The following is a 24,990-nucleotide window of genomic DNA, read 5'->3' on the forward strand; positions in this document are numbered from 1 at the left end:
GCTCAGGCCTCGAGGTCGGGGTTGAGGATGCCGCGGGGATCGAAGCGCGCCTTGAGCCCGGCGGTCAGCGCCGCCACCGGTCCGGCCTCGGGCGGGCGCGCCGGAACGTCCGGCCGGGGCGCGCCACGCACCCGCGTCGCGTGGCCGTCGAAGGTGCCGAGCCGGGCGCGGGCGTCCGTGCCCTCAGGCAGAAGCGCCCAGAGGAGCCCGCCGCCCCAGTCCACAAGCACGCGCTCGGCCTCGAGTCGCGACACCAGCTCCGGCGCCGCGCTCGGCCGGCAATGGATGCGCCAGACGTCGCCCGTGGCGCACTGGAGCGGGGCGGCATCGCGGATTTCACGCCACGCGTCCCGGACGGCGTCAGGGTCGGCCACCGTCTCTGCCGCACCGAATCCCGCAAGGTGCTCGGCAAGCCGGCCCAGCCGGTAGGCGACCTGCGTCTCGAACCCCTCGATCCGGAGCATGGTGCGCCCGGCCGCGGCATCATGCGCCGCGCCCGTCACCTCGTAGGCAGAGCCCAGCGCCGACGACATCGCCGCCACCGCGCGCTCCACGCTCAGCCCGTCGAAGACGATCATGCCCTGCGTCTCGGGCGCGGGCAGCACCTTGAGGCTTACCTCGCTGAGCACGCCGAGACGGCCGCGGCTGCCGGCCATCAGGCGCACAAGATCGTAGCCGGTGACGTTCTTCATCACCCGTCCGCCGTTCTTCACGACACGGCCCGCCCCGTCCACGAAGCGCACGCCGAGCATGAAATCGCGCGCCGCGCCCACGGCCACCCGGCGCGGCCCGCTGACGTTCCCCGCCACCACGCCGCCGATGGTGGGCGCGCCCTCGGTGCCCAGAAGCGCGCGGTGGTCCATCGGCTCGAAGGCGAGGCGCTGGCCCTCCAGCCCGAGAACCGCCTCGATCTCGCCGAGCGGCGTGCCGGCCCCCGCCACGAGGGTCAGCGCCCCCGGCTCGTAAAGCGAAATGCCCGCGAGCCCGGCGGTGGAAAGCACCTCCGCGCCCGCCGCCGCGCCGCTGCGCGTGGCGCCGCCGCGAACGGCCAGAGGCGCGCTCGCCTGCGCAAGCGTTTCGGACAGCTCGGTTTCGGACCCCGGTGCGATCATCTTGCCTGCTTTCGTCAGAGTCCTGCCCGACCGCGCCGCTACTCCGCCGCGAGGCGCGCGGCGCGGCGCGCCTCGGACACCGCCAGCGGGAACACCTTGGCCGGGTTCAGCAGCCAGGCCGGGTCGAACACGTCCTTCACGGCCATCTGCGCCTCCAGGTCGGCCGGCGCGTACTGCTCGCCCATCAGGTCGCGCTTCTCGATCCCGACGCCGTGCTCTCCGGTGAGGCAGCCGCCCACCTCGACGCAGAGCCGCAGGATGTCGGCGCCGAACGCCTCACAGGTCTCGAGGTCTCCGGGCTTGTTGGCGTCGAACAGGATGAGCGGGTGCATGTTGCCGTCGCCCGCGTGAAAGACGTTGGCGACCTCGAGGCCGTACTGCGTCGACATCTCGCCGATGCGGCCCAGCACGCGCGGAAGCTCCGAGACGGGGATCGTCCCGTCGAGGCACATGTAGTCCCCCATCTGCCCCATGGCGCCGAAGGCGGATTTCCGGCCTTTCCAGATGCGCGCGGCCTCGTCCTCGTCGGCCGCCTCGCGCAGCTCCACCGGGTCGTGCTTGCCGGCGATCTGCTTGATGAGGCCGAGCTGGGCGTCGATCTCGTGCTCGGCGCCCTCCACCTCGACGATGAGCAGCGCCTCGCAATCGGGGTAGCCTGCATGGGCGAACGCCTCCGTGGCGCGGATGCAGGGACGGTCCATGAATTCGATCGCCACGGGCAGGACGCCCGCCTTGATGATGTCCGAGACGCACGCGCCCGCGACCTCGCTCGACGCGAAGCCCATGAGCACGGGGCGCGCGCCCTCGGGCTTCGGCAGGATGCGCAGCGTCGCCTCGGTCACCACGCCGAGCTGGCCTTCCGACCCACAGACGAGCCCCAGAAGGTCGAGCCCGCCCGCGTCCATGTGCGCTCCGCCCAGCTCCACCACAGTCCCGTCCATCTGCACGAGCGTCACGCCGAGTAGGTTGTTGGTCGTCACGCCGTATTTCAGGCAATGCGCGCCGCCGGAGTTCATCGCGATGTTGCCCGCGATGGCGCAGGCGAGCTGGCTCGACGGGTCGGGCGCGTAGAAGAAGCCGTCCGCCTCCACCGCGCCGGTGACGGAAAGATTGGTCCGGCCCGTCTGTACGCGGATGATGCGGTCCTCGAGGCTGGATTCCAGAACCTCGGTCATGCGCGCCACGCCGAGGATCACGCTGTCGGCGGTGGGCAGCGCGCCGCCGGCAAGGCTCGTGCCCGAGCCGCGCGGCACGACCGGGACGCCCATCCGGTGACAGAGGGCGAGCACCGCGCTCACCTCTTCGGTGGAGGCGGGCAGCACCACGGCGAGCGGCGCGCAGCGATAGGCCGTGAGCGCGTCGCATTCGTAGGCGCGGGTCTCGGCCGGATCATGAATGACCGCCTCGGGCGGCAGGATGCGGGAAAGACCTTCGACCAGGTCGCGCTTGCGCGCGAGAATCGCGGGATCGGGTGCGGGCATGTCCATCGGCGGATCCTCCTGACAAGAAGGGGTAGTCTTCGCACCGGCCCATGGCAAGGCGCGCGCCGTCGCAGGCGGAGCTGCGCCACTGCCGGCGCGCCCGGTGGCCGAGGCGCGGCGTTCCGGCTAGGCTGAGGGACAAGCAGCATTCATGCGGTAGAGGAAACTTCCATGAACCGTCATGTTTTCCTGATCGCGGCGACCGCCGCGCTGGCCGCCACGGCCGCTGCCGCGGACCCGGCCGTGATCGAGGGCGCGCGGGCCGGGCCCGACGGCGCCGGCTGGCGGGTTTCCGTCACCTTGCGCCACGGGGATACCGGCTGGGACGATTACGCCGACGGGTGGCGCGTGATCGGCCCCTCGGGCGAGGTGCTGGCCACGCGCGAGCTTCTGCACCCCCATGTCACCGAGCAGCCCTTCACCCGCTCTCTCGCAGGCATCACGCTGCCCGAGGGCGTGACCGAGCTGCGCATCGAATCGAGCACCTCCGTCACGGGCTGGGGCGGGGAGCTTTACCTGCTGGAACTGCCGACCGAATGAGGCCCCCGGCTCAGCGGCGCCCTTCGCGCAGCCACGCGCCCACGATCAGCGCCGAGGCCAGAAGCAGCACCGCCCAGGCGGGCAGAAGCGGCATCTGGCGCACGTCGAGGGTCTGGTAGGCCTCGCGCGGGGTGATGCCCACCCAGCCGCGCCCGGCGGCGGGCCGGCCTTCGCGCACCGTGCGGATCGCGGGCATACCCTCCTCCAGCCGCAGGATGCCTCCCCGCACGGCGTCGATGGCCGGCTCCAGCGCGGCGCCGCTGGCGATGGTCTGCACGAACTCGCGCGGGGCCGCCGGGCCAAGCCCGATCACCGCCGTCTGGTCGCCCTGCTCGAGCCGGTAGAGACCGATCTCGGGGCCCTCGTAAAGCGCCTCGAAGCGGCCGGGAGACACCTTTTCCAGGTCGATCGCCTCCTCCTCGCCCGACGGCGTCGTGATCGTCACCGCGCCGACCTCGTCGCCGAGCGTGCGGCGGGCGATCCTCATGCGCTGGCCCGTCGCCTCGGCGGTCAGCGCCTCCTCCTCGAGCTCGGGTTCCTCCATCATCCAGTGCGACAGCCGGCGCAGCAGTTCCAGCTGCGGGCCCCCGCCCTCGTAGCCGCGGCTCCAGAGCCAGGCCTGATCGGAGGCGAGCAGCGCGATGCGGCCCTCGCCCACCCGGTCGAGCACGAGAAGCGGGCGCTCCTCGGTGCCCTGCATCACGACGTCGCCCGAGGCGGGCGTGACCTCGATCTGGCGCAGCCACCGGCCCCAGCCTTCCGGCGCGGGCAGGCCCTGCGTCACGGGGTGGCGCTCTCCCAGCCCCGTCACCGCCGGGCGGAAGCCTTCTTCCACGACGCGGGCCGTTGGCGCCGCGGGGATCACCTCCGACAGCGGCGAGCGGTAGAGGCTGTCCGCGCTGGCGTAGTCGGGCCCGGCGGCCACCAGCACCGCACCGCCCTCGCGGACGTAATTGGCCACGTTGTCGAGATAGATCGAGGGCAGGATGCCCCGGCGCTTGTAGCGATCGAAGATGATCAGGTCGAAATCGTCCACCTTCTCGAGGAAAAGCTCCCGCGTCGGAAAGGCGATGAGGGAGAGTTCGGAAACCGGCACGCCGTCCTGCTTTTCGGGCGGGCGGAGAATCGTGAAATGCACCAGATCGACCGAGGAGTCCGATTTGAGCAGGTTGCGCCAGGTCCGGGTGCCCGGGTGCGGCTGGCCAGAGACGAGAAGCACCCGCAGCCTGTCGCGCACCCCGTTGATCTGCACCAGCGCCGCGTTGTTGCGGTCCGTCAGTTCGCCCTTCGCCTCGGGCACGGAGAAGCGGATCACGTTGCGCCCGGCATGGGACAGGGTGATCGGCAGTTCCACGTCGCGGCCGATCGGCACCTCGAAGCGCTGCGGCGCCTCCCCGTCCACGGAGATGTCGAGGGGCGCGGTCCGCGCGCTCTCGGGCGCGGCGCCCTCGTCCTCGATCCGGAGCGTCAGGGTGATCTCCTCGTCGAGGATCGCGAAGGCGGGCGCGTTGGTGACGACGAGGCGCCTGTCCCAGTCGCTTTCCCGGCCGGTCATCAGCAGATGCATCGGCGCGGTCAGGTCGGGCAGGCGCTCGACGTCGTGAAGCCGCCCGTCCGACAAGAGGAACACCCCGGCCACCCGGTCGCGCGGCTCCTTGGCCAGCGCCTCGGACAGGGCGGTCATGAGAAGCGTGCCCTCGTCGCCCTCCGCGTCGGGCACCGTCACGCGCCGCAGCTCCGTGTCCGGACGGCTCTCGATCTCGGCGGCGAGCTCCTCGGCCGCGGCCTCGGTCGTCGCGGCGCGTTCTGCGAGGCGCTGGCTCGCCGTCGCGTCCTCCACCATGATCACGATGTCGGAAAGCGCCGCGCGCTCCTCCTGCTGCCAGGTGGGCTGCGCGAGCGCGGCGAGCACGACGAACCCGGCAAGCCCGCGGAGCGCCCAGCCGGACAGCCCGCGCCAGAGCGCGAGCGCGGAGGCCGCCGCCACCGCCACGCCCAGCGCGCCAAGCAGCCAGAGCGGCACGAGGGGGTCGAAGAGCACCGTTCCCGTCATTGACCCAACCTGTCGAGAAGCGCCGGAACATGCACCTGGTCCGACTTGTAGTTGCCCGTGAGCACATGCATCACGAGGTTCACGCCGAAGCGGAAGGCGAGTTCGCGCTGGCGCTCTCCCGTGTAGCCGCGTCCCACCGGGTAGAGAGGCTGGCCGCGCTCGTCCACGGCCCACGCTGCCGCCCAGTCATTGCCGCCGATGACCACCGGCGTCACCCCGTCGTTGAGGTTGCGGAAGGGCATCCCCTCGATCCGTTCGGCGTCGGGCGGCGCGGCCTCGACCCAGACCTCGCGGGCGGCATGGCGGCCGGGGAAATCCTGCAGAAGATAGAAGGTCCGGGTAAGGACATGGTCGTCCGGCACCGGCTCGAGCGGCGGGATGTCGAGCGGGCGCGCCAGCTCCTGGAGTTTGCGGCCGTTCGGACTCGACGCGCCGAAGCGCGCAACGTCCGCGTCGCGGGTGTCGAAGACGATCATCCCGCCCGAGCGCAGGAACGCGTTGAGCTTGGCATAGGCCGCGTCCGACGGCGTCGGCTGCGCCGGCGTGACAGGCCAGTAAAGCAGCGGGAAGAAGGCCAGCTCGTCGGTCTCGAGGTTCACGCCGAAGGGCTCTGCGGGTTCCACCGAGGTGCGGAAGAAGAGCGTTTCCGACAGGCCGCGCAGCCCCGCCTCCGCCATCTCGTCGATCGACGCGTCGCCGGTCAGCACATGGGCGAGCACCACCTCGCGGGTCGCGCCCTGGGCAAAGGCATCCTCGGCGGATTGCTGGGCGGCCGCCGGGGGCGCGGGACCGGCGAGAGGGGCCGCGGCCAGAAGAAGCGCCGCCGCGGCACCCCGAAGCCGCCCGGAAAGGGCGAGCGAGGCAAGCACGTCGGCCACGAGCAGCAGGAGCGCGAAGGTCAGAAGCGCCCCGGTGAGCGGCGTCTCCGCCGGGCGGGACAGCCCCAGGACCGTGATCCGGTCGGGCCATGTGACGGGCGCGAGCGTCACCGCTGGCGTCACCACGTTCCGGGCGAGCGTCCGGTCCTCGCCCTGGTAGAGGCCGGGCCGGAGATCGGAGCCGAGCGGCGCCTCCGCCAGGACGGCGCCGTCCACCCCGGGCAGCGCGCCCGCGTCGCGAAGCTGGCCGAAGCCGTCGAGCAGCTTCAGCGGTTGCCAGACCGTGCCCTCGAGGTCCGACGCCTCCGGCGCCGCGACGGCAGAGGAGACGGCAAGGCGTTCCAGCATCTGAACGAAAAGCCCCGAGAGCGGCAGGGTGGACCATTCCGCGTTCGCGGTGACATGGAAGAGGACGACCTGCCCCTCGCCGAGCGGCTTGCGGGTGACGAGCGGGGTGCCGTCGGTCAGCTGCGCCACGACGCGCTCGGACAGCACCGGGTCCGGCTGGGCCATCACCTGCGCCGACACGGTCACGTCGCCGGGCACCTCGAGGCCGCGGAAGGGGCTGTCGTCGTCGAAGGGCGCGAGGCTCTTGGGCTCGCCCCAGCTCATGGCGCCGCCCACCGTGCGCCCGCCCGCGCGCAGGCGGACCGGCATCAGCCTGGCCTCTTCCGCGCGGCTCACGTCGCTCGCGGCGAGGCGGGGTCCGGCGAAGCGCAGCAACAGCCCGCCGCCTTCGACCCACTCGGCAAGACCCGCCTCCTCGGCTGGCGACAGCGTGGCGACGTCGGCGAGCACGATCACGTCGGGGTTGGCGGGCAGGATGTCGGTCAGCGCGCCATCGAGCAGGTCGGCCGTGGGTTCGAGGGCGTTTTCGAGGTAGTGCAGCGGCGACAGCAGTTCGAGCCCCTCGCGGTCGTCGCGCCCGGCGATCAGCGCGACCTCGCGGCGGCGCAGGCTGTCGTCTGGCAGGCTGACCGCCCCCGCGCTGCGCGCGCCCTCGACCTCGAACCGGGTCAGCCGCGCGCGAAGCTCCGCGGGCAGCGACAGCGCGGCCTCCGCCTCCGTCTCGCCGGCGGCGAAGCGCGCCCCCACGCGCGCCAGGATCCGCGGCGCTCCCGCCGGATCCAGCCCGTGGGTGGCGATGGTGATCTCGCGTGGCGCGCCGGGCTCGGAGCGGCGGGCGACAAGGCGGATCGCGCCGTCCTCCACGGTGGGCGGCATGAGACCCAGAACCGGCCCGGGCGATTGCAGCACGCGCACGGTCCCGCGCGCCTCGAGCGCGGAAAGCAGCTCCGCGCGGCTGTCCCGCGCAAGCCCGTCCGACACCCAGAGCGTGTCGAAGCGCGTGCCGCCCAGCCCCGCGAGGAACGTCTCGACATCGTCCGCAGAGGGCTGCCAGGGCTGCGGCTCCAGCCCGACCAGCCGGCCGCGCCAGGCATCGGCGGACTGGAAGACCGGCGCCTCGGGCGCGGTCAGGCGCACCATCGCGACGGTGCGGCCCGCGCGGCCGGCCTCTGCAAGCTCGCGCTCGAGCGCCTCGAGCTTGGCGGCCCAGTCGCCCGCCCCCGCCCAGGACCCGTCCATGAGGACCAGAAGCGGCCCGTCGCCGGACGCGCGCTCCTCCTCGGGGTTCAGCACCGGCCCGGCGAGCCCAAGGACCACCGCCGCCACGGCGAGCATCCGCAGCAGCAGAAGCCACCAGGGCGTGCGGTCGCTCACCTGTTCCTCGTCGCGCAGGCCGAGAAGCAGAACGACGCCCGGGAAATAGCGGCGCAGCGGCGCGGGCGGCACCGCGCGCAGGATCAGCCACAGCACCGGCAGCGCCGCAAGCGCCAGCAGAAGCCAGGGGTTCGCGAAGCCGATCGCGCCGAAAAGCGTCATGCCGTGCCCGCCTCCATCGCCTGCCAGAGCCAGAGCAACGCCGACTGCGCCGAGGCGTCGGTGTGGTGAACGTGAAAGCGCCAGCCGGTCGTGGCGCAAAGCTGGCCGAGCCGTTCCTTCCGCTCGGCCAGCCGCTCGAGATAGCGCCCGCGAAGGTCGTCGGCCTTCAGCGTCTCGTGGCGAAGCCCGCGGCCCATGCTTTCGAACACGGTGCGGCCGCGGAACGGAAACGCCTCTTCCGTGGGGTCGAGCACCTGGATCAGCACCCCGCGCACCCCGCGATCGGCCGCTTTCGCGAGCGCCTGCTCTGCCGGCTCAGGGTCGCCGAGGAAATCCGAGATGAACAGCGCGCGCGACATCGGCAGCATCGCCCGCGCCTCCGGCGTGCCGTACTCCTCGATCCCGTCGCGCGAGAACGCCTCCGCGAGGCGCAGGATCTGCACCTCGCCCCGGCGCGGCGGCAGCGATCCGCCGGTGAGCCCCACGCGCTCTCCGCCGCGGATCAGCAGGATCGCCGCCGCCAGCGCCAGAACGCGGGCGCGCTCGCCCTTGCTGGGCAGGTCCTTCGAGGACGCGAACTGCATGGACGCGGCCTGGTCCACCCAGAGCATCACCGACTGCGCGACGGTCCACTCCCGCTCGCGGACGTAGCGGTCGTCGCCGCGCGCCGAGCGCCGCCAGTCGACCATCCGCAGCGAGTCGCCGGGCTGGACGGGCCGGTATTGCCAGAAATCGTCGCCAAGCCCGGCCCGGCGGCGCCCGTGCTCGCCCAGAAGCACGGTGCCGGCCAGGTGCTCGGCCCGTGCGAGCAGCGGCGGGAACGGGGCGGCCTCTTCCTCGGCGCGGGAACGAAGGACGAGGGGTTCCGTCACGCGGCGGCCTCGGGCCGCGCCATGGCGTCGCAGGTCTCGTCGATCAGATCGGCGAGGCTGTCGCCACGGGCGCGCGCCGAGAAGCGCAGCGCCATGCGATGGCTGAGAACCGGGCGCGCCATGTCCATCACGTCCTCGATCGAGGGCGCGAGGCGGCCCTGCAGCAGCGCCCGCGCCCGGACGGTCAGCATCAGCGCCTGCGCGGCGCGCGGGCCCGGACCCCACGCGACGCTTTCGCGCACCCGCGCGGGGGCGCTTTCGTCATCGGGACGGAAGGCGCGCACCAGATCCAGGATCGCCTCGACCACGCTGTCGCCCACGGGCATGCGGCGCAGAAGCGTCTGCGCCTCCATCAGCTCGGCAGCGGTGAAGACGGCGTGCGCCTCCTCCTCCTCCACGCCGGTGGTGGCGAGCAGGATGTCGCGCTCGGTCGCGCGGTCGGGATAGGCCACGTCGATCTGCACGAGGAACCGGTCAAGCTGCGCCTCGGGCAGCGGATAGGTGCCTTCCTGCTCGATCGGGTTCTGCGTGGCGAGCACGTGGAAGGGCCTGGCGAGCGGCCGGTCCTCTCCGGCGACGGTCACGCGCTTTTCCTGCATGGCCTGCAAGAGCGCCGACTGCGTCCGCGGCGAGGCGCGGTTGATCTCGTCCGCCATCAGAAGCTGGCAGAAGATCGGTCCGGGAATGAACTTGAAGGTGCGGCTGCCGTCCTCGCCCGTCTCGAGCACCTCCGAGCCGAGAATGTCGGCGGGCATGAGGTCGGGGGTGAACTGCACGCGGTTGCCGTCGAGCCCCATCACGGTCGAAAGCGTCTCGACGAGCCGCGTCTTGCCGAGACCCGGAAGGCCGATCAGCAGAGCGTGGCCGCCGCAAAGCAGCGCCGAAAGCGTCAGGTCCACCACCCGTTCCTGCCCGATGAAGCGGCGCGTGATGGAGTCGCGGGCTTCGGCGATCCTCGATTCGAGGGACTCAATCCCGGCGATGAGATCCGCATCCTCGGCCATGACAGGCGCTCCTTGCATCATATATCCCTTTCACGAAGTGTATCGCGCGACAGGAGGAAGGCAAAAACTATGAGCGCACACATTCCCGTGACCCCGTCCGCCGAAAGCCTCGCCGCCTCCGCGCGCGCCGCCCGGGGCAAGGGACGCCCGCCCGTGCATGACTGGAATCCTCCCTTCTGCGGCGATCTCGACATGCGGATCGCGCGCGACGGCACCTGGTTCTATCTGGGCACGCCCATCGGCCGATTCGAGCTCGTGAAGCTCTTTTCCTCGATCCTGCGGAAGGATGGCGACAGGTATTTTCTCGTGACGCCGGTCGAGAAGGTCGGGATCACCGTGGACGACGCGCCTTTCGTCGCCGTCGATTTCGAGGCGCAAGGCAAGGGGCAGGACCAGGTGCTGACATTCCGCACCCATGTCGGCGACACCGTCGCGGCGGGCCCCGACCATCCGATCCGCGTGGAACGCGACCCCGAGACGGGAGAGCCCGCGCCCTACGTCCTCGTGCGCGACCGGCTCGAGGCGCTCATCGACCGCAAGAGCTTCTACCGCCTCGTCGATCACGGCGCGCGCGAAGAGGTGGGCGGCGGGCGCTGGTTCGGCCTCTGGTCCGGCGGTGCCTTCTTTCCGGTGATCCCCGCGGCGGAGCTGCCGGACGGTTGAGCGCGGCGGGAGCCGTCGGGCGGCGCGCCGGGCCGCATGTCAGTCGGGATGGCCGAGCCGTTGCGGCGCCTCGCACGCGGTCTCTTCGGTCTCGATCTCGAGGGTCGTGTGCGCGAGGTCGAAGCGCAACTTCAGCATGTCTTTCAGGGCGAGGCGCACGGTTTGCGCGGGCATTTCTCCCGACAGCACCACATGCGCCTCCAGCGCGGCCTCATGCTCCTGCATCCGCCAGAGGTGCAGGTGATGCACGTCGCCCACGCCCGGCGCGGCGCGCATGGCGGAAAGAACCTCGCGGGCGTCCGGGGTCTCCGGGCTTGCCAGCATCAGGATGCGCACGACGGGCCCCAGCCCCGCCGCGCTTTGCCACAGGATGTAGGCCGCGATCCCGAGCGTCACCGCCGCGTCCACCCAGGTCGCACCGTAGAGCAGGATGAGACTGCCCGCGACGATGACGCCGAGCGAGCCCAGCGCGTCCGCGAGATTGTGCAGGAAGGCCGCGCGTATGTTCACGCTGCTCTTCGCCATCGCCCAGGTGAGCGCGGCGGTCACGAGGTCCACGGCGAGGGCGACCCCCGCCACCGCCACCATGATCCAGCCCGTGACCGGCTCGGGGGTCACGAGGCGCATGACCCCCTCCGCCCCGAGCCAGACGGCGATGACGATCAGCGTCGTGTAGTTGACGAGCGCCGCGACGACCTCGGCGCGCCGGTAGCCGAAGGTCATCGCCGCGTCGGCGGGCCGCCGCCCGATGCGCCGCGCGGCGAGCGCGATCCCGAGCGAGAGCGCGTCGGACAGGTTGTGGATCGCGTCGGCGACGAGCGCGAGGCTTCCGGATATGGCTCCGGCGACGATCTGTACCAGCGTCAGGAACAGGTTCACGCCAACGGCGAGCGCGACACGCAGGTCGCCCGCCCCGGCGTCGATCCCGTGGTGGTGGCCGTGATGGTCGCCCATGGCCGCGTCAGTCCAGCTGGCGCACCACGTAGACGGAGCAGGGCGCATGCGCCACGACGTGGCTTGCGGTCGTTCCGAGAAGGTAGTCGCGGATGCGCGGGTTGGCCGCCTCCATCACGATGAGATCTACCGCCTCGGACATGGCGAGCTTCACGATCTGCCGGTGCACCGCGCCCTTGCGCACGATCAGGCGCGGCGTCACCCCCGGATGGCGGTTGGCGGCGACGAATTTCCGCAACTCGCCCGTCCAGTAGGTCTCCGCGTCGTAGATGTTCAGGTTGCGCTCCATCTCGGGCGCGATGGTCGCGACGATGAGCTCCGCGCCACGCCGCCCGGCCATTTCGCTGGCTTCCTCGTAGGCGCTTTGCTCGTGCTTCACATGGCGAAGATTGACGGGGCAGAGGATCTTTTGGACGGGCTTGACCATGGCGGGGCTCCGGGGGCTGGCGACGCTTCAAGCGTGACTGTCTCACGTCGCGCGCGGGCGGTCCACCGAGACCGGCCGCGCGCGTTCAGTGCGCCTCGGCCCAGTTTGCCCCCTGCCCCGCGTCCACGACGAGCGGCACGTCGAGCCGCACGGCGGGTTCGGCCGCGGCCTCCATGACCGTGCGGGCAGCGGCGACGAGATCCGCCTCGGCGCCTGCCTCCACCTCGAAGAGAAGCTCGTCGTGGACCTGCAGGAGCATCCGCGCGGGCAGTCCTTCGATCGCCCCGGGCATCCGCACCATGGCGCGCCGGATGATGTCCGCCGCGGTGCCCTGAATCGGCGCGTTGATCGCGGCGCGCCGGGCGAAGCCCGCCCGCGGGCCGCGCGCGTCGATCTCGGGCGTGTGGATCACGCGGCCGAAGAGCGTCTCGACCCGCTTGTGCGCCTTGGCGAAGGCGACCGTCTCGTCCATGTAGTCGCGGATGCCGGGGAACCGCTCGAAGTAGCGGTCGATGAAGCCCTGCGCTTCGGACCGCGGGATCCGCAGGTTCCGCCCCAGCCCGAATCCCGAGATGCCGTAGATGACCCCGAAGTTGATCGCCTTCGCCTGCCGGCGGATCTCGGGGGTCATGTCCTCCAGCGGCACGTCGAACATCTCGGATGCCGTCATCGCGTGAATGTCGAGCCCGTCGCGGAACGCCTGTTTCAGCGCGCCGATGCCCGCGACATGGGCAAGGATCCGAAGTTCGATCTGGCTGTAGTCGAGGCTGACCAGCACCTTTCCCTCCTCGGCCACGAACGCCTCGCGGATGCGCCGGCCCTCCTCGGTGCGCACGGGGATGTTCTGCAGGTTCGGATCGGTGGAAGCGAGCCGCCCCGTCGCCGCGCCCGACTGGACATAGGAGGTGTGCACGCGCCCGGTCTCGGGATTGATGTGCTCCTGCAAAGCGTCGGTGTAGGTGCTCTTCAGCTTCGAGACGGCGCGCCAGTCGAGCACCTTGCGGGGCAGCTCGTGCTCCATGGCGAGATCCTCGAGCACCTCGGCGCCGGTGGCGTAGGCGCCGGTCTTGCCGCGCTTGCCGCCCTCGAGCGACATCTTGTCGAAGAGGATCTCGCCCAGCTGCTTGGGGCTGCCCACGTTGAAGGTCTCGCCCGCGAGCTCGTGGATCTCTTCCTCGAGCGCCGCCATCTTCTGCGCGAAGGCCCCCGACATGCGCGAGAGCGTATCGCGGTCCACCTTGATTCCCGCCATCTCCATCTCGGCGAGAACGGGCACGAGCGGGCGCTCCATCCGCTCGTAGACGCGGGTGACATGCGCGACGTGAAGCTGCGGCCGGAACAGCTGCCAGAGCCGCAGCGTGATGTCGGCGTCCTCCGCGGCATAGGCGGTGGCGCGGTCGATGGGCACGCGGTCGAAGGTGATCTGGCTCTTGCCCGAGCCGATCAGCTCCTTGATCGGGATCGGCGTGTGGGAGAGGTAGCGCTCGGACAGCGTGTCCATCCCGTGCCCGTGCAGACCGGCGTTCATCGCGTAGGACATCAGCAGCGTGTCGTCGACGGGCGCGACGGAGATGCCGTACCGGGCCAGGATCTTGGCGTCGTATTTCATGTTCTGCCCGATCTTGAGGATCGCGTCGTCCTCCAGGACGGGCTTCAGCGCCGCGAGCGCGTCCGCCATCTCCACCTGGCCCTCGGCCAGCGCGTCCGAGCCGAAGAGATCGCCCGAGGCCTCGGCCTTGTGGGCGAGCGGCAGGTAGGCCGCCTCCCCGGGCGCGAGCGCGAGCGAGACGCCGACAAGCTCCGCGCGCATGTCGTCGAGGCCCGTCGTCTCGGTGTCGAGCGCCAAGTAGCCCTGCGCGCGGGCGCGGTCGAGCCACGCCGAGAGGGCGGCTAGATCGCGGATGCACGCGTAGCTTCCGGGCTCGAAGCCCGCGGTCTCGGGCGCGTCCTCGCCCTCCGACGGGTCGGCGCCCCCCGGGTTGGTGTCGGGGATCGCCGGCGGCTCGACGCCCAGCGCCTCGGCCACGCGCCGGGTGAGGGTCCGGAACTCCATCTCGGAGAGAAAGCCCAGAAGCGTCCCGGCGTCGGGGTCGCGCAGCTCCAGCTCGTGCGGGCCGACCGCGAGGTCCATGTCGCGGTCGAGTTCCACCAGCTTCTTCGAAAGCCGGATCTGGTCGGCGTGCTCGATCAGGGTCTGGCGGCGCTTGGGCTGCTTGATGTCCTCGGCCCGCTCCAGCAGCGTCTCGAGGTCGCCGAACTCGTTGACGAGAAGCGCGGCGGTCTTCACCCCGATACCGGGCGCGCCGGGCACGTTGTCGATGCTGTCGCCCGCGAGCGCCTGCACGTCCACGACCTTCTCGGGCGGCACGCCGAACTTCTCCTCCACGCCCTCGCGGTCGATGCGGCGGTTCTTCATGGCGTCGAACATCTCCACGCCCTCGCCCACCAGTTGCATCAGGTCCTTGTCGGAACTCACGATGGTGACGCGGGCGCCGGCGTCGCGCGCGCGGCAGGCCAGGGTGGCGATGATGTCGTCGGCCTCGAAGCCCTCCATCTCGATGCAGGGGATGTTGAAGGCCTCGGTCGCGCGGCGCGTGAGCGGGATCTGCGGGCGCAGGTCCTCGGGCATCTCCTCGCGGTTGGCCTTGTAGGCGTCGTAGAGGTCGTTGCGGAAGGTGTGGCTGCCCTTGTCGAAGATCACCGCGAGATGCGTCGCGGCGTCCGGCCCCTCGTTATTGGAGATGTAGCGCTGCAGCATGTTGCAAAAGCCCGCCACGGCGCCCACCGGCGTCCCGTCCGACCGGCGGGTGAGCGGCGGCAGCGCGTGGTAGGCCCGGAAGATGAAGGCCGACCCGTCGATCAGATGCAGATGATGGCCCTTGCCGAAACTCATGGGGAAGCCTCCCGCCCGTGCAGTCGCGCCCTGTCTTGCCACGCAGGGCGGGCGGGCGCCAGTGGCGCGGCCTTGCGGCCGGCCCGCGCCACCGGACGGAGCCGGCAACGCCGCGCCGGGCCGCTCAGCCCTCGCCAGGCGCCTCGGTGAAGTCGCGGTGAACGTATTTCGCGTCGCAGTAGCCGCATTCGACCCAGCCGGTGTCGCGCGGGATCTGCAGCCAGACGCGCGGATGCCCCAGCGCGCCCTCGCCGCCGTCGCAGGCGACGCGCCAGCGATCGACGATTTTCGTCTCGGGCGGCTCGAAGGTCATCGGCATGACGGCTCCTGACGGTTGTAGGCGCGCGGCGCCTCGACTAAGGGCAGATATGCGCGATGAGCGAGGCAGGGACAAGGGCGACATGGCCGGCAACGCGATCGAGATCGAAGGGCTGACGAAGACCTATGCGGGGGGGCGCGGCGCGGCGCCCAAGCACGCGCTGCGCGGCGTCGATCTCGCGGTGCCGGAAGGGTCCGTCTTCGGCCTTCTGGGCCCCAACGGGGCCGGCAAGTCGACGCTGATCAACATCCTGGCCGGGCTGGTGCTGAAAACGGCGGGCCGGGTCGCGATCTGGGGCTTCGACCAGGACGTGAACCCGCGCCAGTCGCGCGCCGCGATCGGGGTGATGCCGCAGGAACTGAACCTCGACCCGTTCTTCACGCCGCGGGCGCTGCTGGAGGTGCAGGCCGGGCTCTACGGCGTGCCGAAATCGCAGCGTCGCACCGCCGAGATCCTTCGCCTCGTCGGGCTCGAGGACAAGGCCGAGGCCTATGCCCGCACGCTGTCGGGGGGCATGCGCCGGCGGCTCCTGCTCGGCAAGGCGCTCGTCCACGATCCCCAGGTGCTCGTCCTCGACGAGCCCACCGCGGGCGTGGACATCGAGCTGCGCCAGATGCTCTGGGCCAATGTCCGGCGGCTGAACGAGCAGGGGATGACGATCATCCTGACCACCCACTACCTCGAGGAGGCCGAGCAGATGTGCGACGAGATCGCCATCATCCACGAGGGCCTCGTGGTCGCCCATGACAGCACCCCGGCCCTGCTGGCGCGCTTCGACGCCAAGACGCTCGTGGTCCAACCCGATGGCGAGGTGCCGCGCCTGCCGGAAGCGGAGGGCGTGACGGTGGAGCGCCGCGCCGACGGCGCGCTCGCGCTGAGCTACCAGACCCGGCGCACGCAGGCCGGGGCGGTGCTGGACGCGGTGCGCGCGGCGGGCATCTCGATCCGCGACGTACGCTCGGAAGAGCCCGACCTGGAGGACGTGTTCCTGTCGCTCACGCGCACCCGCGCGGAGTGACGCGCCGCGCGGCTACTCCGCGCGCGCCAGCATCCGGCCGAGCGGACGGCCGGCGAGGACGTGCACGTGGAGATGCGGCACCTCCTGCACGCCGTCGCGGCCCGCGTTCGAGATGAGGCGGAAGCCCTGCTCCTCCACGCCCTCCATGCGGCAGACTTCGCCCACCGTGCGGACGTAATCGACGATCTCCGCCTCCGACGCTTCCTGCGCGAAGTGGTCGAAGGACACGTAGGGGCCTTTCGGGATCACCAGCACATGCACCGGCGCCTGGGGCTGGATGTCGCGAAAGGCGAGGCTGTGCTCGGTCTCCATCACGGTGTCGTTGGGGATCTCCCCGCGCAGAATCTTCGCGAACACGTTCTGGTCGTCGTAGGCGTAGGCCATCCCCGTCCCCTCAGTCGGCAAACAGATGCTGGGTGCGCGCGATCTCTAGCGCCTGTGCGTCGCCGATCGCAAGGAATTCCGCCAGCGGCCGGGCGTTGGCCTCGGGCGGGTCGTTCTCGCGCAGGCGGTAGTGATGCGCAAAGCCCGCCTCGCGGATGCGGTCGCTTTCGAAGGCGATCTCGTTGCGGATCGTCGGCAGCAGCCGTTCCAGCGTCTCACGCGGCGTGCGCGGCCCGGCCAGTCCGACACGCATCGCATGTCCGACGAGATAGGCATCGGTAAAGGCGCACTCGATCTCCAGGATCCGCGTGACCGAGCGATCGCGGCCGAAATCCAGCATGAGATCGAGATCGGCGGGATCCATGCACACCACGAGCCGGTCGGCGCCGTGATAGTCGAACAGCATCCGCATCAGCGCGCGGCGGTGGCGATGGCGCTTTTCCATGCTTTTCTGGATGCCGCCCAGATCGGGCAGTTCGGCGGTCTCCTCGTTGAAGAGATACTCGGCGCAGGGCAGGTTCGTCATCTGCCGAATGCGCCCGACGAGGCGCTTGGCGACATGCCATTTCTTGCACACCACGATCAGCAGCTCGCGCTCGTGGCCGAGCGTGCCCTCTGCCTCCCAGAAGCGCGGCGCGAAGCGCCGGCCGATGCGGCCGCGCCCGGTGAGGAACCTGTAAAGGCTCCGCCCCTCGTCCGAGATCTGGAACTCGGTGCCCTCGGAGGCGTAGAGATGGCCGAGCCGGCGCTTCAGATCGCGCGCCTCGGGGCTGATCTTGCGGGCGAAAAGCGCATCCTGGCTCAGCAGCAGGTCGTAGTGGTCGTTGTAGAAGGTGACCGGCACCCCGTAGTCGGAGAACATGAGAAAGGTCAGCGTGCGGCTTTCGATCTCGGTCTCGGGCACGAGGTGGCGCACCAGCGTCTGGAACGTCGTCTCGTCCGGGATCCATGTGGTCCGGAAGAAGCGGACGACGTCGGGCCGCCCGGCCAGGAACCCCAGGATCGCCTCCACCGTGCGGCGGCGCAGGCACCACCACTGGCTGCCGATCATCATTTCCAGGTCGGCGGGCACGCGCCGCGCCAGCCCGAGGCGGCGCTGGATGTCGAGCGAGGCGTAGAACAGCCGCTTCTGCCGGCGCTCGTTGAACCAGTGCCGGTAGATCAGCCGTTCCTCCCTGATCCCCGTCCGGATCCAGTCGGAGGCGAAGAAATCGACGCTTTCGATGTAGTCGGCGTCGCGCGCGTCGAGGAAGGCATGGGCGTATTCCGCCGACTTGATCGCCATGCAGTCGCCGGACAGCATGTAGAAATGCGTGGCCTCGGGAAAGGCGCCGAGCGCGGCCTCGACCGCGTTGAGCGTCGCCTGAACCAGCGACCATTCCCCCCAGCCACATCTGACCCGCCGTTTCGCAAAGGTCACGGCGGGGTTGTCGCGCAGCGCGGCGCGAATGCGCGCGAAATGCCCGGGATCCGCGCGCGCGTCGAGGTGGATGGCGATGCAGTCGCCCGCGGCCGTCAGCCGCTGCGCCTGCTTGACGATCGCGTCGGGATCCTTGTGGCAAAGAAGTATGAACGCGATCCTGGCCAAACCTGCGCGCCGCCCCCCCGTGTCCGCTCCCGGTTCCGACGTTGATACCGCCGAAGCCGCGCCGGAGAAACAGTGTTTCCCGGCGCTTCGGCGCGATAGGTTCTTTCCCTGTTTCGCCGCCTCGCGGTATACCGCCAGACAGGCAGGGCCCGAAGCGGCTGACGGAGGCAGGACCCATCGGCTTTCCAGGCACATGGATGACCGAAAGCGGCAGCGTGGTCTACCGCGTGGTGCCGAAATGCGCGTGCTCCACGATCGGGCAGATCCTCTACTACTCCGATCACGGGCGCTACTATGACGGCGACATCCACGACGCGACCGAGGGTCTGCACAAGTGGGCGCAGCCGGAAAGCCAGCCGCGCATCGAGGAGACGGTGAGGGCGCGCGGCGCGGTCGCCTTCACCTGCGTGCGCAATCCCTACAGCCGGATCCTGTCCTCCTTCTTCGACAAGATCTGCGGCATCCAGCGCAACGGGCGGCGCTACCGCGGCAACCTCGTGCCCACGGTGATCCAGAAATATGGGATCGAGGTGGGCGGCGCGGACGGCTGGCAGGAGTTCGACCAGATCAAGAGCTTCCGCCGCTTCCTGCTCTTCGCCCGCGACACGATCCGCTGGAAACGCCCGATGGAGCCCGACATCCACTGGTCCGCCGTCTCGGGCCATGTCTCCACCTTCATCCTGAACGGCGGACGCTACGACCGCATCTTCTGGACCGAAAGGTTCGACGAGGGGATGCAGGCGGTTCTCGACGCGATAGAGACGCCCCACCCCGTCGATCTGGCGCAGGTGCCGCGCTTCAACGAAAGCTCGGGCCACGGCCCGCAGCGCCTGCACCCGGTGGAGGACTACTTCGACGATCTGTCGATGCACCTCGTCTACGAGATCTACAATCGGGATTTCGAGCTCTTCCGCTACGATTTCGAGAACCCGGCCAACCGGATGCCCGTGGGAGAGATCGACCTCGAGGAGGTGCACGCCAAGCTCGGCGAGTGAGCGGCACGGCGCGGGTTCCGGTGCAACGTGAAACTTTTGTGAAATCCGCGGGCGCGTGACCCAGATCAATCGCCCGTCGGACGGCGCCGGGCACCCTCCTGCTCATGCACGAACGGGAGGACGACATGTTCGACCAGAACGGGGCCGCGGACCGGCCAGACGGAAATGCGCGCGACAACGCCGCGCCGATCATCGAAATACGCGATCTGAACCTTTGGTACGGCGACGGCACGCACGCGCTGAAAGATATGAGTTTCGATCTCTACCCGCGCGAGGTCCTCGCCTTCATCGGGCCCTCGGGCTGCGGCAAGTCCACCATGCTGAAGGTTCTCAACCGGATGCACGACGACACCCGCGGCGTCCGGATCGAGGGCAGCGTCTTGATGGACGGGCACGACATCCACGCGCGCGACGTCGATCCGCCGCTTCACCGGCGCCGATTCGGCTGGGTCGCGCAGAAGCCCAACCCCTTTCCCATGAGCATCTGGGACAACGTGGCCTACGGCGCGAAGATCCACGGCCTGACCGGCAGTCGCGCGGAACTCGCCGACCATGTTGAGGACTGCCTGCGCCGCGCGCATCTCTGGGACGAGGTGAAGGATCACCTGCGCGACCTGGAAGCCACCGACCTGTCGGGCGGCCAGCAGCAGCGCCTCTGCATCGCGCGCGCGCTCGCCACCATGCCCGACGTGCTCCTGATGGACGAGCCCACGGGCTCCATCGACCCGATCGCGACCCAGAAGGTCGAGGATCTTCTGTTGGAGATCAAGACGCGCCATGCGGTCGTGGTCGCCACCCACTCGATGATGCAGGCGCGCCGGGTGGCCGACCGCGTGGCCTACTTCCATCTGGGCGAACTGCGCGAGATCGCGCCGACCGAGATGATGTTCAGCGCCGCGCAGGACCCCGAGGCTCGCGCGTTCATCAAGGGCAAGTTCGGCTGAACCCTGGCGCCGGACGGCGTCAGAACCGACCGAACGTCTCCGCGAGGATCGCGCCGAGGCCCGCCGCGTCGTCCAGGCCGAAGGCGGCGGGGCGGTCGCTGTCGATGTCGAGAACGGCGATCAGCCGGCCCGCGCCGTCGTGGACCGGCAGCACGATCTCGGACCGGGTAGAGGAAGAGCACGCGATATGGCCCGGGAACGCCTCCACATCATCCACGATCTGCACCTCGCCGGTGCGGGCCGCGGCACCGCAGACGCCCCGGTCGAACGGGATCGTCAGGCAGCCGTGCCCGCCCTGGTAGGGGCCGATCTTCAGAAGCCCGGGCTCGGTGACGCGGTAGAATCCCGTCCAGTCGAAACGCGCATCGGCGTGGTGGATCTCGCAGGCGAGCGTCGCCATCAGCGCCACCGGGTCCGTCTCGCCCTCCGTCAGCGCCGCCACCGTGCGGGCGAGCTCCGCGTAATCAACCGTCATCGGTGGCCTCCCCTCGCTTGCCGTGTCGGCGATCAGATCCGCTCGATCGCGATCGCCGTGCCCTCGCCGCCGCCGATGCAGATGGCCGCCACGCCACGCTTCAGCCCGCGGGTCTCCAGCGCGTTGAGCAGCGTGACCATGATCCGCGCGCCCGATGCGCCGATGGGATGGCCGAGCGCGCAGGCGCCACCGTGCACGTTCACGATGTCCCGCGGCAGCCCCATCTCGCGCATGAAGGCCATGGGCACCACGGCGAAGGCCTCGTTGACCTCCCAGAGATCGACATCGCCCACCTGCCAGCCGATCCGGTCCAGCAGCTTGCGCGCCGCGGGCACCGGGGCGGTGGTGAACCATCCCGGCGCCTGCGCGTGCGAGGCGTGGCCGAGCACGCGTGCGCGCACCGTCATGCCGATGGCCTCGGCCGTGTCGCGCGCCGCGAGCACGAGCGCGGCGGCCCCGTCGGAGATCGAGGAGGCGTTCGCGGCCGTGACCGTGCCGCCCTCGCGGAAAGCGGGCCTGAGCTGCGGGATCTTGTCGGGTCGCGCCTGGCCGGGCTGCTCGTCCTGGGCGACCACACTCTCGCCCTTGCGGCCACGCACCGTGACCGGCGCGATCTCGCGCGCGAAGGCGCCGCTTTCCTGCGCCTTCAGCGCGCCTTCGAGGGAGCCCAGCGCATAGGCGTCCTGCGCCTCGCGGGTGAACCGGTAGTGTTCGGCGCAATCCTCGGCGAAGGTGCCCATGAGCCGACCCTTGTCGTAGGCGTCCTCGAGCCCGTCGAGAAACATGTGATCGACCGCCTGCTGATGGCCGATCCGCGCCCCGCCGCGCATCGCGGGCAAGAGGTAAGGCGCGCGCGACATGCTTTCCATGCCGCCGGCCACCACGACCCGCGCCTGGCCGAGTGCGATCTGGTCGAAGGCCACCATCGCCGCCTTCATCCCCGAGCCGCACATCTTGTTCAGCGTGGTGGCTGGCACCTCCTCGCCTAGACCGGCGGCGAAACCGGCCTGCCGCGCCGGCGCCTGCCCCTGCCCGGCGGGCAGCACGCAGCCCATCACCAGCTCGTCCACCTCCGGGCGGGCAGCTTCGCCCAGGGCCGCGGAGATGGCGGCGCCACCCAGTTCCGCGGCCGGCATCCCGGCGAACACGCCCTGCAACCCGCCCATCGCGGTGCGCGCCGCCCCGGCGATCACGACTTCGCTCATCTTCTTTCCCCCTGGCTGGGCATGGCTCCCGCGTCTCAATACCGGATGGTAAGGAATCGGGTCTAGCATCTCCTCGCAAGAGGATGGCCGGCCGGGGATGACGATGGAACTTTCGGTGCAGGACAGGGACGGCGTGCGGCTCGTGTCGGTGGCCGAGCCGCGGATCGACGCCTTCGTGGCGATTCGCTTCAAGGACAGGATGCGCGAGATCACGGCGCCCGACCCCGGCGGCGGCACGCCGGGGCGCGTTCTGCTCGATCTCGGGCGGGTGGAGTTCATCGATTCGAGCGGGCTCGGCGCCATCGTCGCCGCGATGAAGCAGCTCGACGGCGCCGCCCGGCTCGAACTCGCGGCGCTGGCCCCGGCGGTGGACAAGGTGTTCCGCCTGACCCGCATGGACACGATCTTCACCATCCACGACAGCGTCGACACCGCCCTCACCGGGGCGGGCGGCTGATGCTCCCAGCCGCCGGCGGGTCGCTGCGATGAGCGCGCCCCCCCACGTGCAGGCGTCGGGTGGCCCCTCTCGGACCGGCGACCGCCGGGTCGTCGCCCGCTGCGCGGCCCGGCCGGCGGACGTCCGGACCGCGCTCGGGCGGGTGATGGCCGGGCTCGCCCCGCATCTCGGCGACTGCGCGGGTCGGACGGCCACCGAACTGGTGCTTGCCGAAGTGCTGAACAACGTGGTCGAACACGCCCATGCGTCGGACGCGCCCTGCGCCATCCGCGTGGAGGTCCGGGTGCGCGAGGGCAGACTCGACCTTTCCGTCTCGGATGACGGACGCCCAATGCCCGGCGGGCGCCTTCCCGCGGGGCAGTTTCCGTCCCTCGCGGGGCCGAAGGCCACCCTGCCCGAGGGCGGCTTCGGCTGGCCGCTCATCCACAGCCTGGCGCGGGACGTGCGCTACAGGCGCCGATACGGGCGCAACGAACTCCGGCTGGCGCTTTGCCTGAAAGCGCCCGGCGCCACGACTGCCCCGAAAACGCCGCAATGAGTCCCAAAGGCGGACAGAATGCCGGGCGACAACAGCTTTGTAGCTGCTTAGGCTTCCCTCGGTGCCGCGTCGTCAACAGCCCCCACCCAGTGCGCGGTACCGAGGTCTTCCCCCTTCATCGTCCCGAGCCTTGCAATCCGGCACGGCAGCCGCGAAAACCCGGCGGCTTGCGTCATGCGGGGAGGGCATCATGCGCGATTTCCAGACACCCGGCCGCTCGGCCGTCTTCTCCACCGAGGGCATGTGCGCCACGTCGCACCCGCTCGCCGCGCTGACGGCGGTGGACATCCTGCGCCAGGGCGGCACGGCCGCCGATGCGGCCGTCGCGGGGGCCGTCATGCTCGGCCTTTGCGAACCGCAGATGACCGGCATCGGGGGGGACTGCTTCGCGCTTCTGTCCGATCCGTCCACCGGAGAGGTGACCGCGCTGAACGGCTCCGGCCGCGCGCCCGCGGCCGCGGATCCGGAGGCGCTGCGCGCCGAGGGGCTGACCACCATCCCGCCCTACGGCGCACAGGCCGTGACGGTGCCCGGCGCCATCGACGCGTTCTGCACTCTGGCGGAACGTCACGGGCGGCTCGGCATCGACGCGCTGCTCGCTCCCGCCATCGCGGCGGCGGAAAACGGCGTGCCGGTGGCGCCGCGGGTGGCCTTCGACTGGGCGGGCGACGCCGCGGTGCTGCAAGGCGCCGCGCGCGACATCTACGCCGTGAACGGCACCGCACCCGCCCCCGGCGCGATCTTCCGCGCGCCCGGACAGGCGGAGGTGCTGCGCCGCATCGCGCGCGACGGGCGCGATGCCTTCTACACGGGCGAGGTCGCCGAGGACATGCTGGCGGTGCTGAACGCCCATGGCGGCGTGCACACCGCCGAGGACTTCGCGGCGACCGCCTCCATGACCGCGGCGCCGGTCTCGGGGCGCTACAAGGACGTGGAGCTTGTCGAGCATCCGCCCAACGGACAGGGCGCGACGGCGATCCTGATGGCGCACATGCTGGCGGAGTTCGACCTCGCATCGCTCGATCCGCTAGGGCCCGAGCGCACGCATCTGGAGACCGAGGCGGCCAAGCTCGCCCACCAGGAACGGGACCGCCTGATCGCAGATCCGGACCACGCCGCGGCGGCCGAGGCGATGCTCGCGCCGGAGACGGCGCGCAGGCTGGCGGCGCGCATAAGGGCCGATGCGGTGCTGCCGCCGCCGCCCGCGCCCGCCTGGGCCGAGCACAAGGAGACCGTCTACATCACCGTGGTGGACCGCGACCGCCGGGCCGTCTCGCTGATCTACTCGATCTTCCACGGGTTCGGCTCGGGCCTCGCCTCGGAGCGGTTCGGGATCCTGCTTCAGAACCGCGGCGCGGCCTTCACGCTGGAGGCGGGCCACCCGAACGAGCTGGGACCGCGCAAGCGCCCGCTGCACTCGATCATCCCGGCGATGCTGCGCGAGAACGGTCGCGTGACGATGCCGTTCGGCGTGATGGGCGGCGGCTATCAGCCGACGGGCCACGCGCGGGTGATGACCAACCTCGTCGATTTCGGGATGGATCCGCAAGCCGCGCTCGACGCGCCGCGCGCCTTTTCCGAGGCGGGAGACCTGCGGCTGGAACGCGGCTACCCCGACGCCACCCGCGCCGCGCTGGCCGAACTGGGCCACAAGGTGGTCACGCCCGCGCGCCCGCTCGGCGGTGCTCAGGCGATCCGGATCCACGAGGACGGGGTTCTCGAAGGCGCCTCCGATCCCCGCAAGGATGGCTGCGCGCTGGGCTACTGATCGCGTCCCGGTGCGCGCAGGCGCGCCGGGCCTTCATCAGTTCAACTGGAAGTGCAGATCGTAGTGACCGTCCTGGAAAGGCCCGAAAAGTTCGGGAATGTCGGGATGGTCGACCGGCTCGCCCGAGTAGTCGGCGACGAGGTTCTGCTCGGACACGTAGGCCACGTAGAAGCTGTCGTCGTTCTCGGCGAGCAGGTGGTAGAAGGGCTGCTGGCGTGCCGGGCGGCTGTCCTCGGGGATGGCCTGGTACCATTCCTCGGTGTTGTTGAATTCGGGGTCCACGTCGAACACCACGCCCCGAAAGGGGTGCTTTCGATGTCGGACCACTTGACCGATACAATATTTGGCGCGCGTTTTTAACATGGTATAGCCCCGCTAACCTTTTAATCGTTTATTGCACGGCTTGTCCATTCCCCGGAACCCGTTGCCCCGGAAACAGACTGTGACTCGCGCAGTCACAATGAAACGTGACCGGCGGCGCCGCGTGGATTGCTGTTTCCCCCCAAGGGTGCGTTGCGTTACACTTGCCCCAATCGGC

The 24,990-nt window shown here is 70.5% G+C and carries 23 protein-coding genes; 8 read left to right on the plus strand and 15 right to left on the minus strand.

Features of this window, described 5'->3' with window-relative positions; all coding sequences use genetic code 11:
• Positions 1 to 2: 2 nt before the first annotated feature.
• Both AB6A69_RS12430 and AB6A69_RS12435 read right to left on the minus strand, forming a co-directional pair.
• On the minus strand, positions 3 to 1,109 hold the full coding sequence (locus AB6A69_RS12430) for an FAD-binding protein (protein WP_371061141.1): 1,107 nt from the start codon (positions 1,107 to 1,109) through the stop codon (positions 3 to 5).
• Between the two features lie 41 nt (positions 1,110 to 1,150).
• Positions 1,151 to 2,599: an FAD-linked oxidase C-terminal domain-containing protein gene (locus tag AB6A69_RS12435; RefSeq protein WP_371061007.1), complete on the minus strand. Its 1,449-nt coding sequence runs from the start codon at positions 2,597 to 2,599 to the stop codon at positions 1,151 to 1,153.
• 165 nt (positions 2,600 to 2,764) lie between these two features.
• On the opposite strand from AB6A69_RS12435, the gene AB6A69_RS12440 reads away from it, so the two are divergent.
• On the plus strand, positions 2,765 to 3,133 hold the full coding sequence (locus tag AB6A69_RS12440; protein WP_371061008.1) for a hypothetical protein: 369 nt from the start codon (positions 2,765 to 2,767) through the stop codon (positions 3,131 to 3,133).
• A 10-nt stretch (positions 3,134 to 3,143) separates the two neighbouring features.
• On the opposite strand, the gene AB6A69_RS12445 is transcribed toward AB6A69_RS12440, so the two are convergent.
• From AB6A69_RS12445 to AB6A69_RS12460, 4 genes are read right to left on the minus strand one after another with little or no spacing between them, the layout of a single operon-like run.
• A complete protein-coding gene (locus AB6A69_RS12445) occupies positions 3,144 to 5,186 on the minus strand; it encodes a hypothetical protein (protein WP_371061009.1) in 2,043 nt (680 codons plus the stop codon).
• Positions 5,183 to 7,948, minus strand: a complete 2,766-nt coding sequence (locus AB6A69_RS12450; RefSeq protein ID WP_371061010.1) for a DUF4159 domain-containing protein — start codon at positions 7,946 to 7,948, stop codon at positions 5,183 to 5,185. Before AB6A69_RS12450 ends, AB6A69_RS12445 begins: the two co-directional genes overlap by 4 nt.
• The gene (locus tag AB6A69_RS12455) at positions 7,945 to 8,820 is read right to left on the minus strand and encodes a DUF58 domain-containing protein (protein WP_371055160.1); all 876 of its coding nucleotides are present in this window, start codon (positions 8,818 to 8,820) and stop codon (positions 7,945 to 7,947) included. The genes AB6A69_RS12450 and AB6A69_RS12455 overlap by 4 nt, the downstream gene beginning before the upstream one ends.
• Positions 8,817 to 9,824 carry an AAA family ATPase gene (locus AB6A69_RS12460; RefSeq protein WP_371061011.1) on the minus strand — a complete coding sequence of 336 codons (1,008 nt, stop codon included), beginning with the start codon at positions 9,822 to 9,824 and terminating at the stop codon, positions 8,817 to 8,819. Before AB6A69_RS12460 ends, AB6A69_RS12455 begins: the two co-directional genes overlap by 4 nt.
• A gap of 69 nt (positions 9,825 to 9,893) precedes the next feature.
• Between AB6A69_RS12460 and AB6A69_RS12465 the strand changes: the two genes are divergently transcribed.
• Positions 9,894 to 10,487, plus strand: a complete 594-nt coding sequence (locus AB6A69_RS12465; protein WP_371061012.1) for a DUF1285 domain-containing protein — start codon at positions 9,894 to 9,896, stop codon at positions 10,485 to 10,487.
• Positions 10,488 to 10,526: 39 nt separating this feature from the next.
• Here the strand turns inward: AB6A69_RS12465 and AB6A69_RS12470 are convergent, their stop codons facing one another.
• The 4 genes from AB6A69_RS12470 to AB6A69_RS12485 all read right to left on the minus strand — a co-directional run bounded on the left by AB6A69_RS12470 (position 10,527) and on the right by AB6A69_RS12485 (position 15,074).
• On the minus strand, positions 10,527 to 11,441 hold the full coding sequence (locus AB6A69_RS12470) for a cation diffusion facilitator family transporter (RefSeq protein ID WP_371061013.1): 915 nt from the start codon (positions 11,439 to 11,441) through the stop codon (positions 10,527 to 10,529).
• 7 nt (positions 11,442 to 11,448) lie between these two features.
• Positions 11,449 to 11,868 (minus strand): universal stress protein, encoded by a 420-nt coding sequence (locus tag AB6A69_RS12475; RefSeq protein WP_371061014.1) that lies wholly within the window; start codon positions 11,866 to 11,868, stop codon positions 11,449 to 11,451.
• 85 nt (positions 11,869 to 11,953) lie between these two features.
• Complete coding sequence (polA, locus tag AB6A69_RS12480) at positions 11,954 to 14,761, minus strand: DNA polymerase I (RefSeq protein ID WP_371061015.1); 2,808 nt, start codon at positions 14,759 to 14,761, stop codon at positions 11,954 to 11,956.
• 124 nt (positions 14,762 to 14,885) lie between these two features.
• Positions 14,886 to 15,074: a zinc-finger domain-containing protein gene (locus tag AB6A69_RS12485; protein ID WP_371061142.1), complete on the minus strand. Its 189-nt coding sequence runs from the start codon at positions 15,072 to 15,074 to the stop codon at positions 14,886 to 14,888.
• 88 nt (positions 15,075 to 15,162) lie between these two features.
• Here AB6A69_RS12485 and AB6A69_RS12490 point away from each other — a divergent pair, with 88 nt between their 5' ends.
• Positions 15,163 to 16,098 carry an ABC transporter ATP-binding protein gene (locus tag AB6A69_RS12490; protein WP_371038262.1) on the plus strand — a complete coding sequence of 312 codons (936 nt, stop codon included), beginning with the start codon at positions 15,163 to 15,165 and terminating at the stop codon, positions 16,096 to 16,098.
• A gap of 12 nt (positions 16,099 to 16,110) precedes the next feature.
• On the opposite strand, the gene AB6A69_RS12495 is transcribed toward AB6A69_RS12490, so the two are convergent.
• Both AB6A69_RS12495 and AB6A69_RS12500 read right to left on the minus strand, forming a co-directional pair.
• Entirely contained in the window at positions 16,111 to 16,482 is a 372-nt protein-coding gene (locus AB6A69_RS12495; protein ID WP_371061016.1) for a histidine triad nucleotide-binding protein, read from the minus strand.
• 10 nt (positions 16,483 to 16,492) lie between these two features.
• Positions 16,493 to 18,070 carry a DUF5928 domain-containing protein gene (locus AB6A69_RS12500; RefSeq protein ID WP_371061017.1) on the minus strand — a complete coding sequence of 526 codons (1,578 nt, stop codon included), beginning with the start codon at positions 18,068 to 18,070 and terminating at the stop codon, positions 16,493 to 16,495.
• A gap of 176 nt (positions 18,071 to 18,246) precedes the next feature.
• Between AB6A69_RS12500 and AB6A69_RS12505 the strand changes: the two genes are divergently transcribed.
• Both AB6A69_RS12505 and AB6A69_RS12510 read left to right on the plus strand, forming a co-directional pair.
• Positions 18,247 to 19,065 (plus strand): sulfotransferase family protein, encoded by an 819-nt coding sequence (locus tag AB6A69_RS12505; RefSeq protein WP_371061143.1) that lies wholly within the window; start codon positions 18,247 to 18,249, stop codon positions 19,063 to 19,065.
• Positions 19,066 to 19,169: 104 nt separating this feature from the next.
• Positions 19,170 to 20,009, plus strand: coding sequence for a phosphate ABC transporter ATP-binding protein (locus tag AB6A69_RS12510; RefSeq protein WP_371061018.1), 840 nt, complete (start codon positions 19,170 to 19,172; stop codon positions 20,007 to 20,009).
• Between the two features lie 19 nt (positions 20,010 to 20,028).
• On the opposite strand, the gene AB6A69_RS12515 is transcribed toward AB6A69_RS12510, so the two are convergent.
• Both AB6A69_RS12515 and AB6A69_RS12520 read right to left on the minus strand, forming a co-directional pair.
• Positions 20,029 to 20,484, minus strand: a complete 456-nt coding sequence (locus tag AB6A69_RS12515) for a GAF domain-containing protein (RefSeq protein WP_371061019.1) — start codon at positions 20,482 to 20,484, stop codon at positions 20,029 to 20,031.
• Positions 20,485 to 20,516: 32 nt separating this feature from the next.
• On the minus strand, positions 20,517 to 21,689 hold the full coding sequence (locus AB6A69_RS12520; protein WP_371061020.1) for an acetyl-CoA C-acyltransferase: 1,173 nt from the start codon (positions 21,687 to 21,689) through the stop codon (positions 20,517 to 20,519).
• 103 nt (positions 21,690 to 21,792) lie between these two features.
• Between AB6A69_RS12520 and AB6A69_RS12525 the strand changes: the two genes are divergently transcribed.
• The 3 genes from AB6A69_RS12525 (at position 21,793) to AB6A69_RS12535 (ending at position 24,452) form a co-directional block, all read left to right on the plus strand.
• A complete protein-coding gene (locus AB6A69_RS12525) occupies positions 21,793 to 22,146 on the plus strand; it encodes an STAS domain-containing protein (RefSeq protein ID WP_371055169.1) in 354 nt (117 codons plus the stop codon).
• Between the two features lie 28 nt (positions 22,147 to 22,174).
• The gene (locus AB6A69_RS12530; protein WP_371061021.1) at positions 22,175 to 22,684 is read left to right on the plus strand and encodes an ATP-binding protein; all 510 of its coding nucleotides are present in this window, start codon (positions 22,175 to 22,177) and stop codon (positions 22,682 to 22,684) included.
• A gap of 190 nt (positions 22,685 to 22,874) precedes the next feature.
• Positions 22,875 to 24,452: a gamma-glutamyltransferase family protein gene (locus tag AB6A69_RS12535; protein WP_371061022.1), complete on the plus strand. Its 1,578-nt coding sequence runs from the start codon at positions 22,875 to 22,877 to the stop codon at positions 24,450 to 24,452.
• Between the two features lie 36 nt (positions 24,453 to 24,488).
• Here AB6A69_RS12535 and hspQ read toward each other — a convergent pair whose 3' ends face one another.
• Positions 24,489 to 24,815 (minus strand): heat shock protein HspQ, encoded by a 327-nt coding sequence (gene hspQ, locus AB6A69_RS12540; RefSeq protein ID WP_371038254.1) that lies wholly within the window; start codon positions 24,813 to 24,815, stop codon positions 24,489 to 24,491.
• Positions 24,816 to 24,990: the final 175 nt, after the last annotated feature.

This window comes from Rhodosalinus sp. 5P4, from assembly GCF_041365695.1.
Taxonomy (GTDB): Bacteria; Pseudomonadota; Alphaproteobacteria; order Rhodobacterales; family Rhodobacteraceae; genus Rhodosalinus.

What these genes read in the sequence shown, in the direction of transcription:
- AB6A69_RS12435 (WP_371061007.1), bottom strand. Translation starts at nt 2,599, where the DNA reads ATGGACATGCCCGCACCCGATCCCGCGATTCTCGCGCGCAAGCGCGAC.
- AB6A69_RS12440 (WP_371061008.1), top strand. Translation starts at nt 2,765, where the DNA reads ATGAACCGTCATGTTTTCCTGATCGCGGCGACCGCCGCGCTGGCCGCC.
- AB6A69_RS12445 (WP_371061009.1), bottom strand. Translation starts at nt 5,186, where the DNA reads ATGACGGGAACGGTGCTCTTCGACCCCCTCGTGCCGCTCTGGCTGCTT.
- AB6A69_RS12450 (WP_371061010.1), bottom strand. Translation starts at nt 7,948, where the DNA reads ATGACGCTTTTCGGCGCGATCGGCTTCGCGAACCCCTGGCTTCTGCTG.
- AB6A69_RS12460 (WP_371061011.1), bottom strand. Translation starts at nt 9,824, where the DNA reads ATGGCCGAGGATGCGGATCTCATCGCCGGGATTGAGTCCCTCGAATCG.
- AB6A69_RS12465 (WP_371061012.1), top strand. Translation starts at nt 9,894, where the DNA reads ATGAGCGCACACATTCCCGTGACCCCGTCCGCCGAAAGCCTCGCCGCC.
- AB6A69_RS12470 (WP_371061013.1), bottom strand. Translation starts at nt 11,441, where the DNA reads ATGGGCGACCATCACGGCCACCACCACGGGATCGACGCCGGGGCGGGC.
- AB6A69_RS12475 (WP_371061014.1), bottom strand. Translation starts at nt 11,868, where the DNA reads ATGGTCAAGCCCGTCCAAAAGATCCTCTGCCCCGTCAATCTTCGCCAT.
- polA (WP_371061015.1), bottom strand. Translation starts at nt 14,761, where the DNA reads ATGAGTTTCGGCAAGGGCCATCATCTGCATCTGATCGACGGGTCGGCC.
- AB6A69_RS12485 (WP_371061142.1), bottom strand. Translation starts at nt 15,074, where the DNA reads ATGACCTTCGAGCCGCCCGAGACGAAAATCGTCGATCGCTGGCGCGTC.
- AB6A69_RS12490 (WP_371038262.1), top strand. Translation starts at nt 15,163, where the DNA reads ATGGCCGGCAACGCGATCGAGATCGAAGGGCTGACGAAGACCTATGCG.
- AB6A69_RS12495 (WP_371061016.1), bottom strand. Translation starts at nt 16,482, where the DNA reads ATGGCCTACGCCTACGACGACCAGAACGTGTTCGCGAAGATTCTGCGC.
- AB6A69_RS12510 (WP_371061018.1), top strand. Translation starts at nt 19,170, where the DNA reads ATGCACGAACGGGAGGACGACATGTTCGACCAGAACGGGGCCGCGGAC.
- AB6A69_RS12515 (WP_371061019.1), bottom strand. Translation starts at nt 20,484, where the DNA reads ATGACGGTTGATTACGCGGAGCTCGCCCGCACGGTGGCGGCGCTGACG.
- AB6A69_RS12520 (WP_371061020.1), bottom strand. Translation starts at nt 21,689, where the DNA reads ATGAGCGAAGTCGTGATCGCCGGGGCGGCGCGCACCGCGATGGGCGGG.
- AB6A69_RS12525 (WP_371055169.1), top strand. Translation starts at nt 21,793, where the DNA reads ATGGAACTTTCGGTGCAGGACAGGGACGGCGTGCGGCTCGTGTCGGTG.
- AB6A69_RS12530 (WP_371061021.1), top strand. Translation starts at nt 22,175, where the DNA reads ATGAGCGCGCCCCCCCACGTGCAGGCGTCGGGTGGCCCCTCTCGGACC.
- AB6A69_RS12535 (WP_371061022.1), top strand. Translation starts at nt 22,875, where the DNA reads ATGCGCGATTTCCAGACACCCGGCCGCTCGGCCGTCTTCTCCACCGAG.
- hspQ (WP_371038254.1), bottom strand. Translation starts at nt 24,815, where the DNA reads ATGTTAAAAACGCGCGCCAAATATTGTATCGGTCAAGTGGTCCGACAT.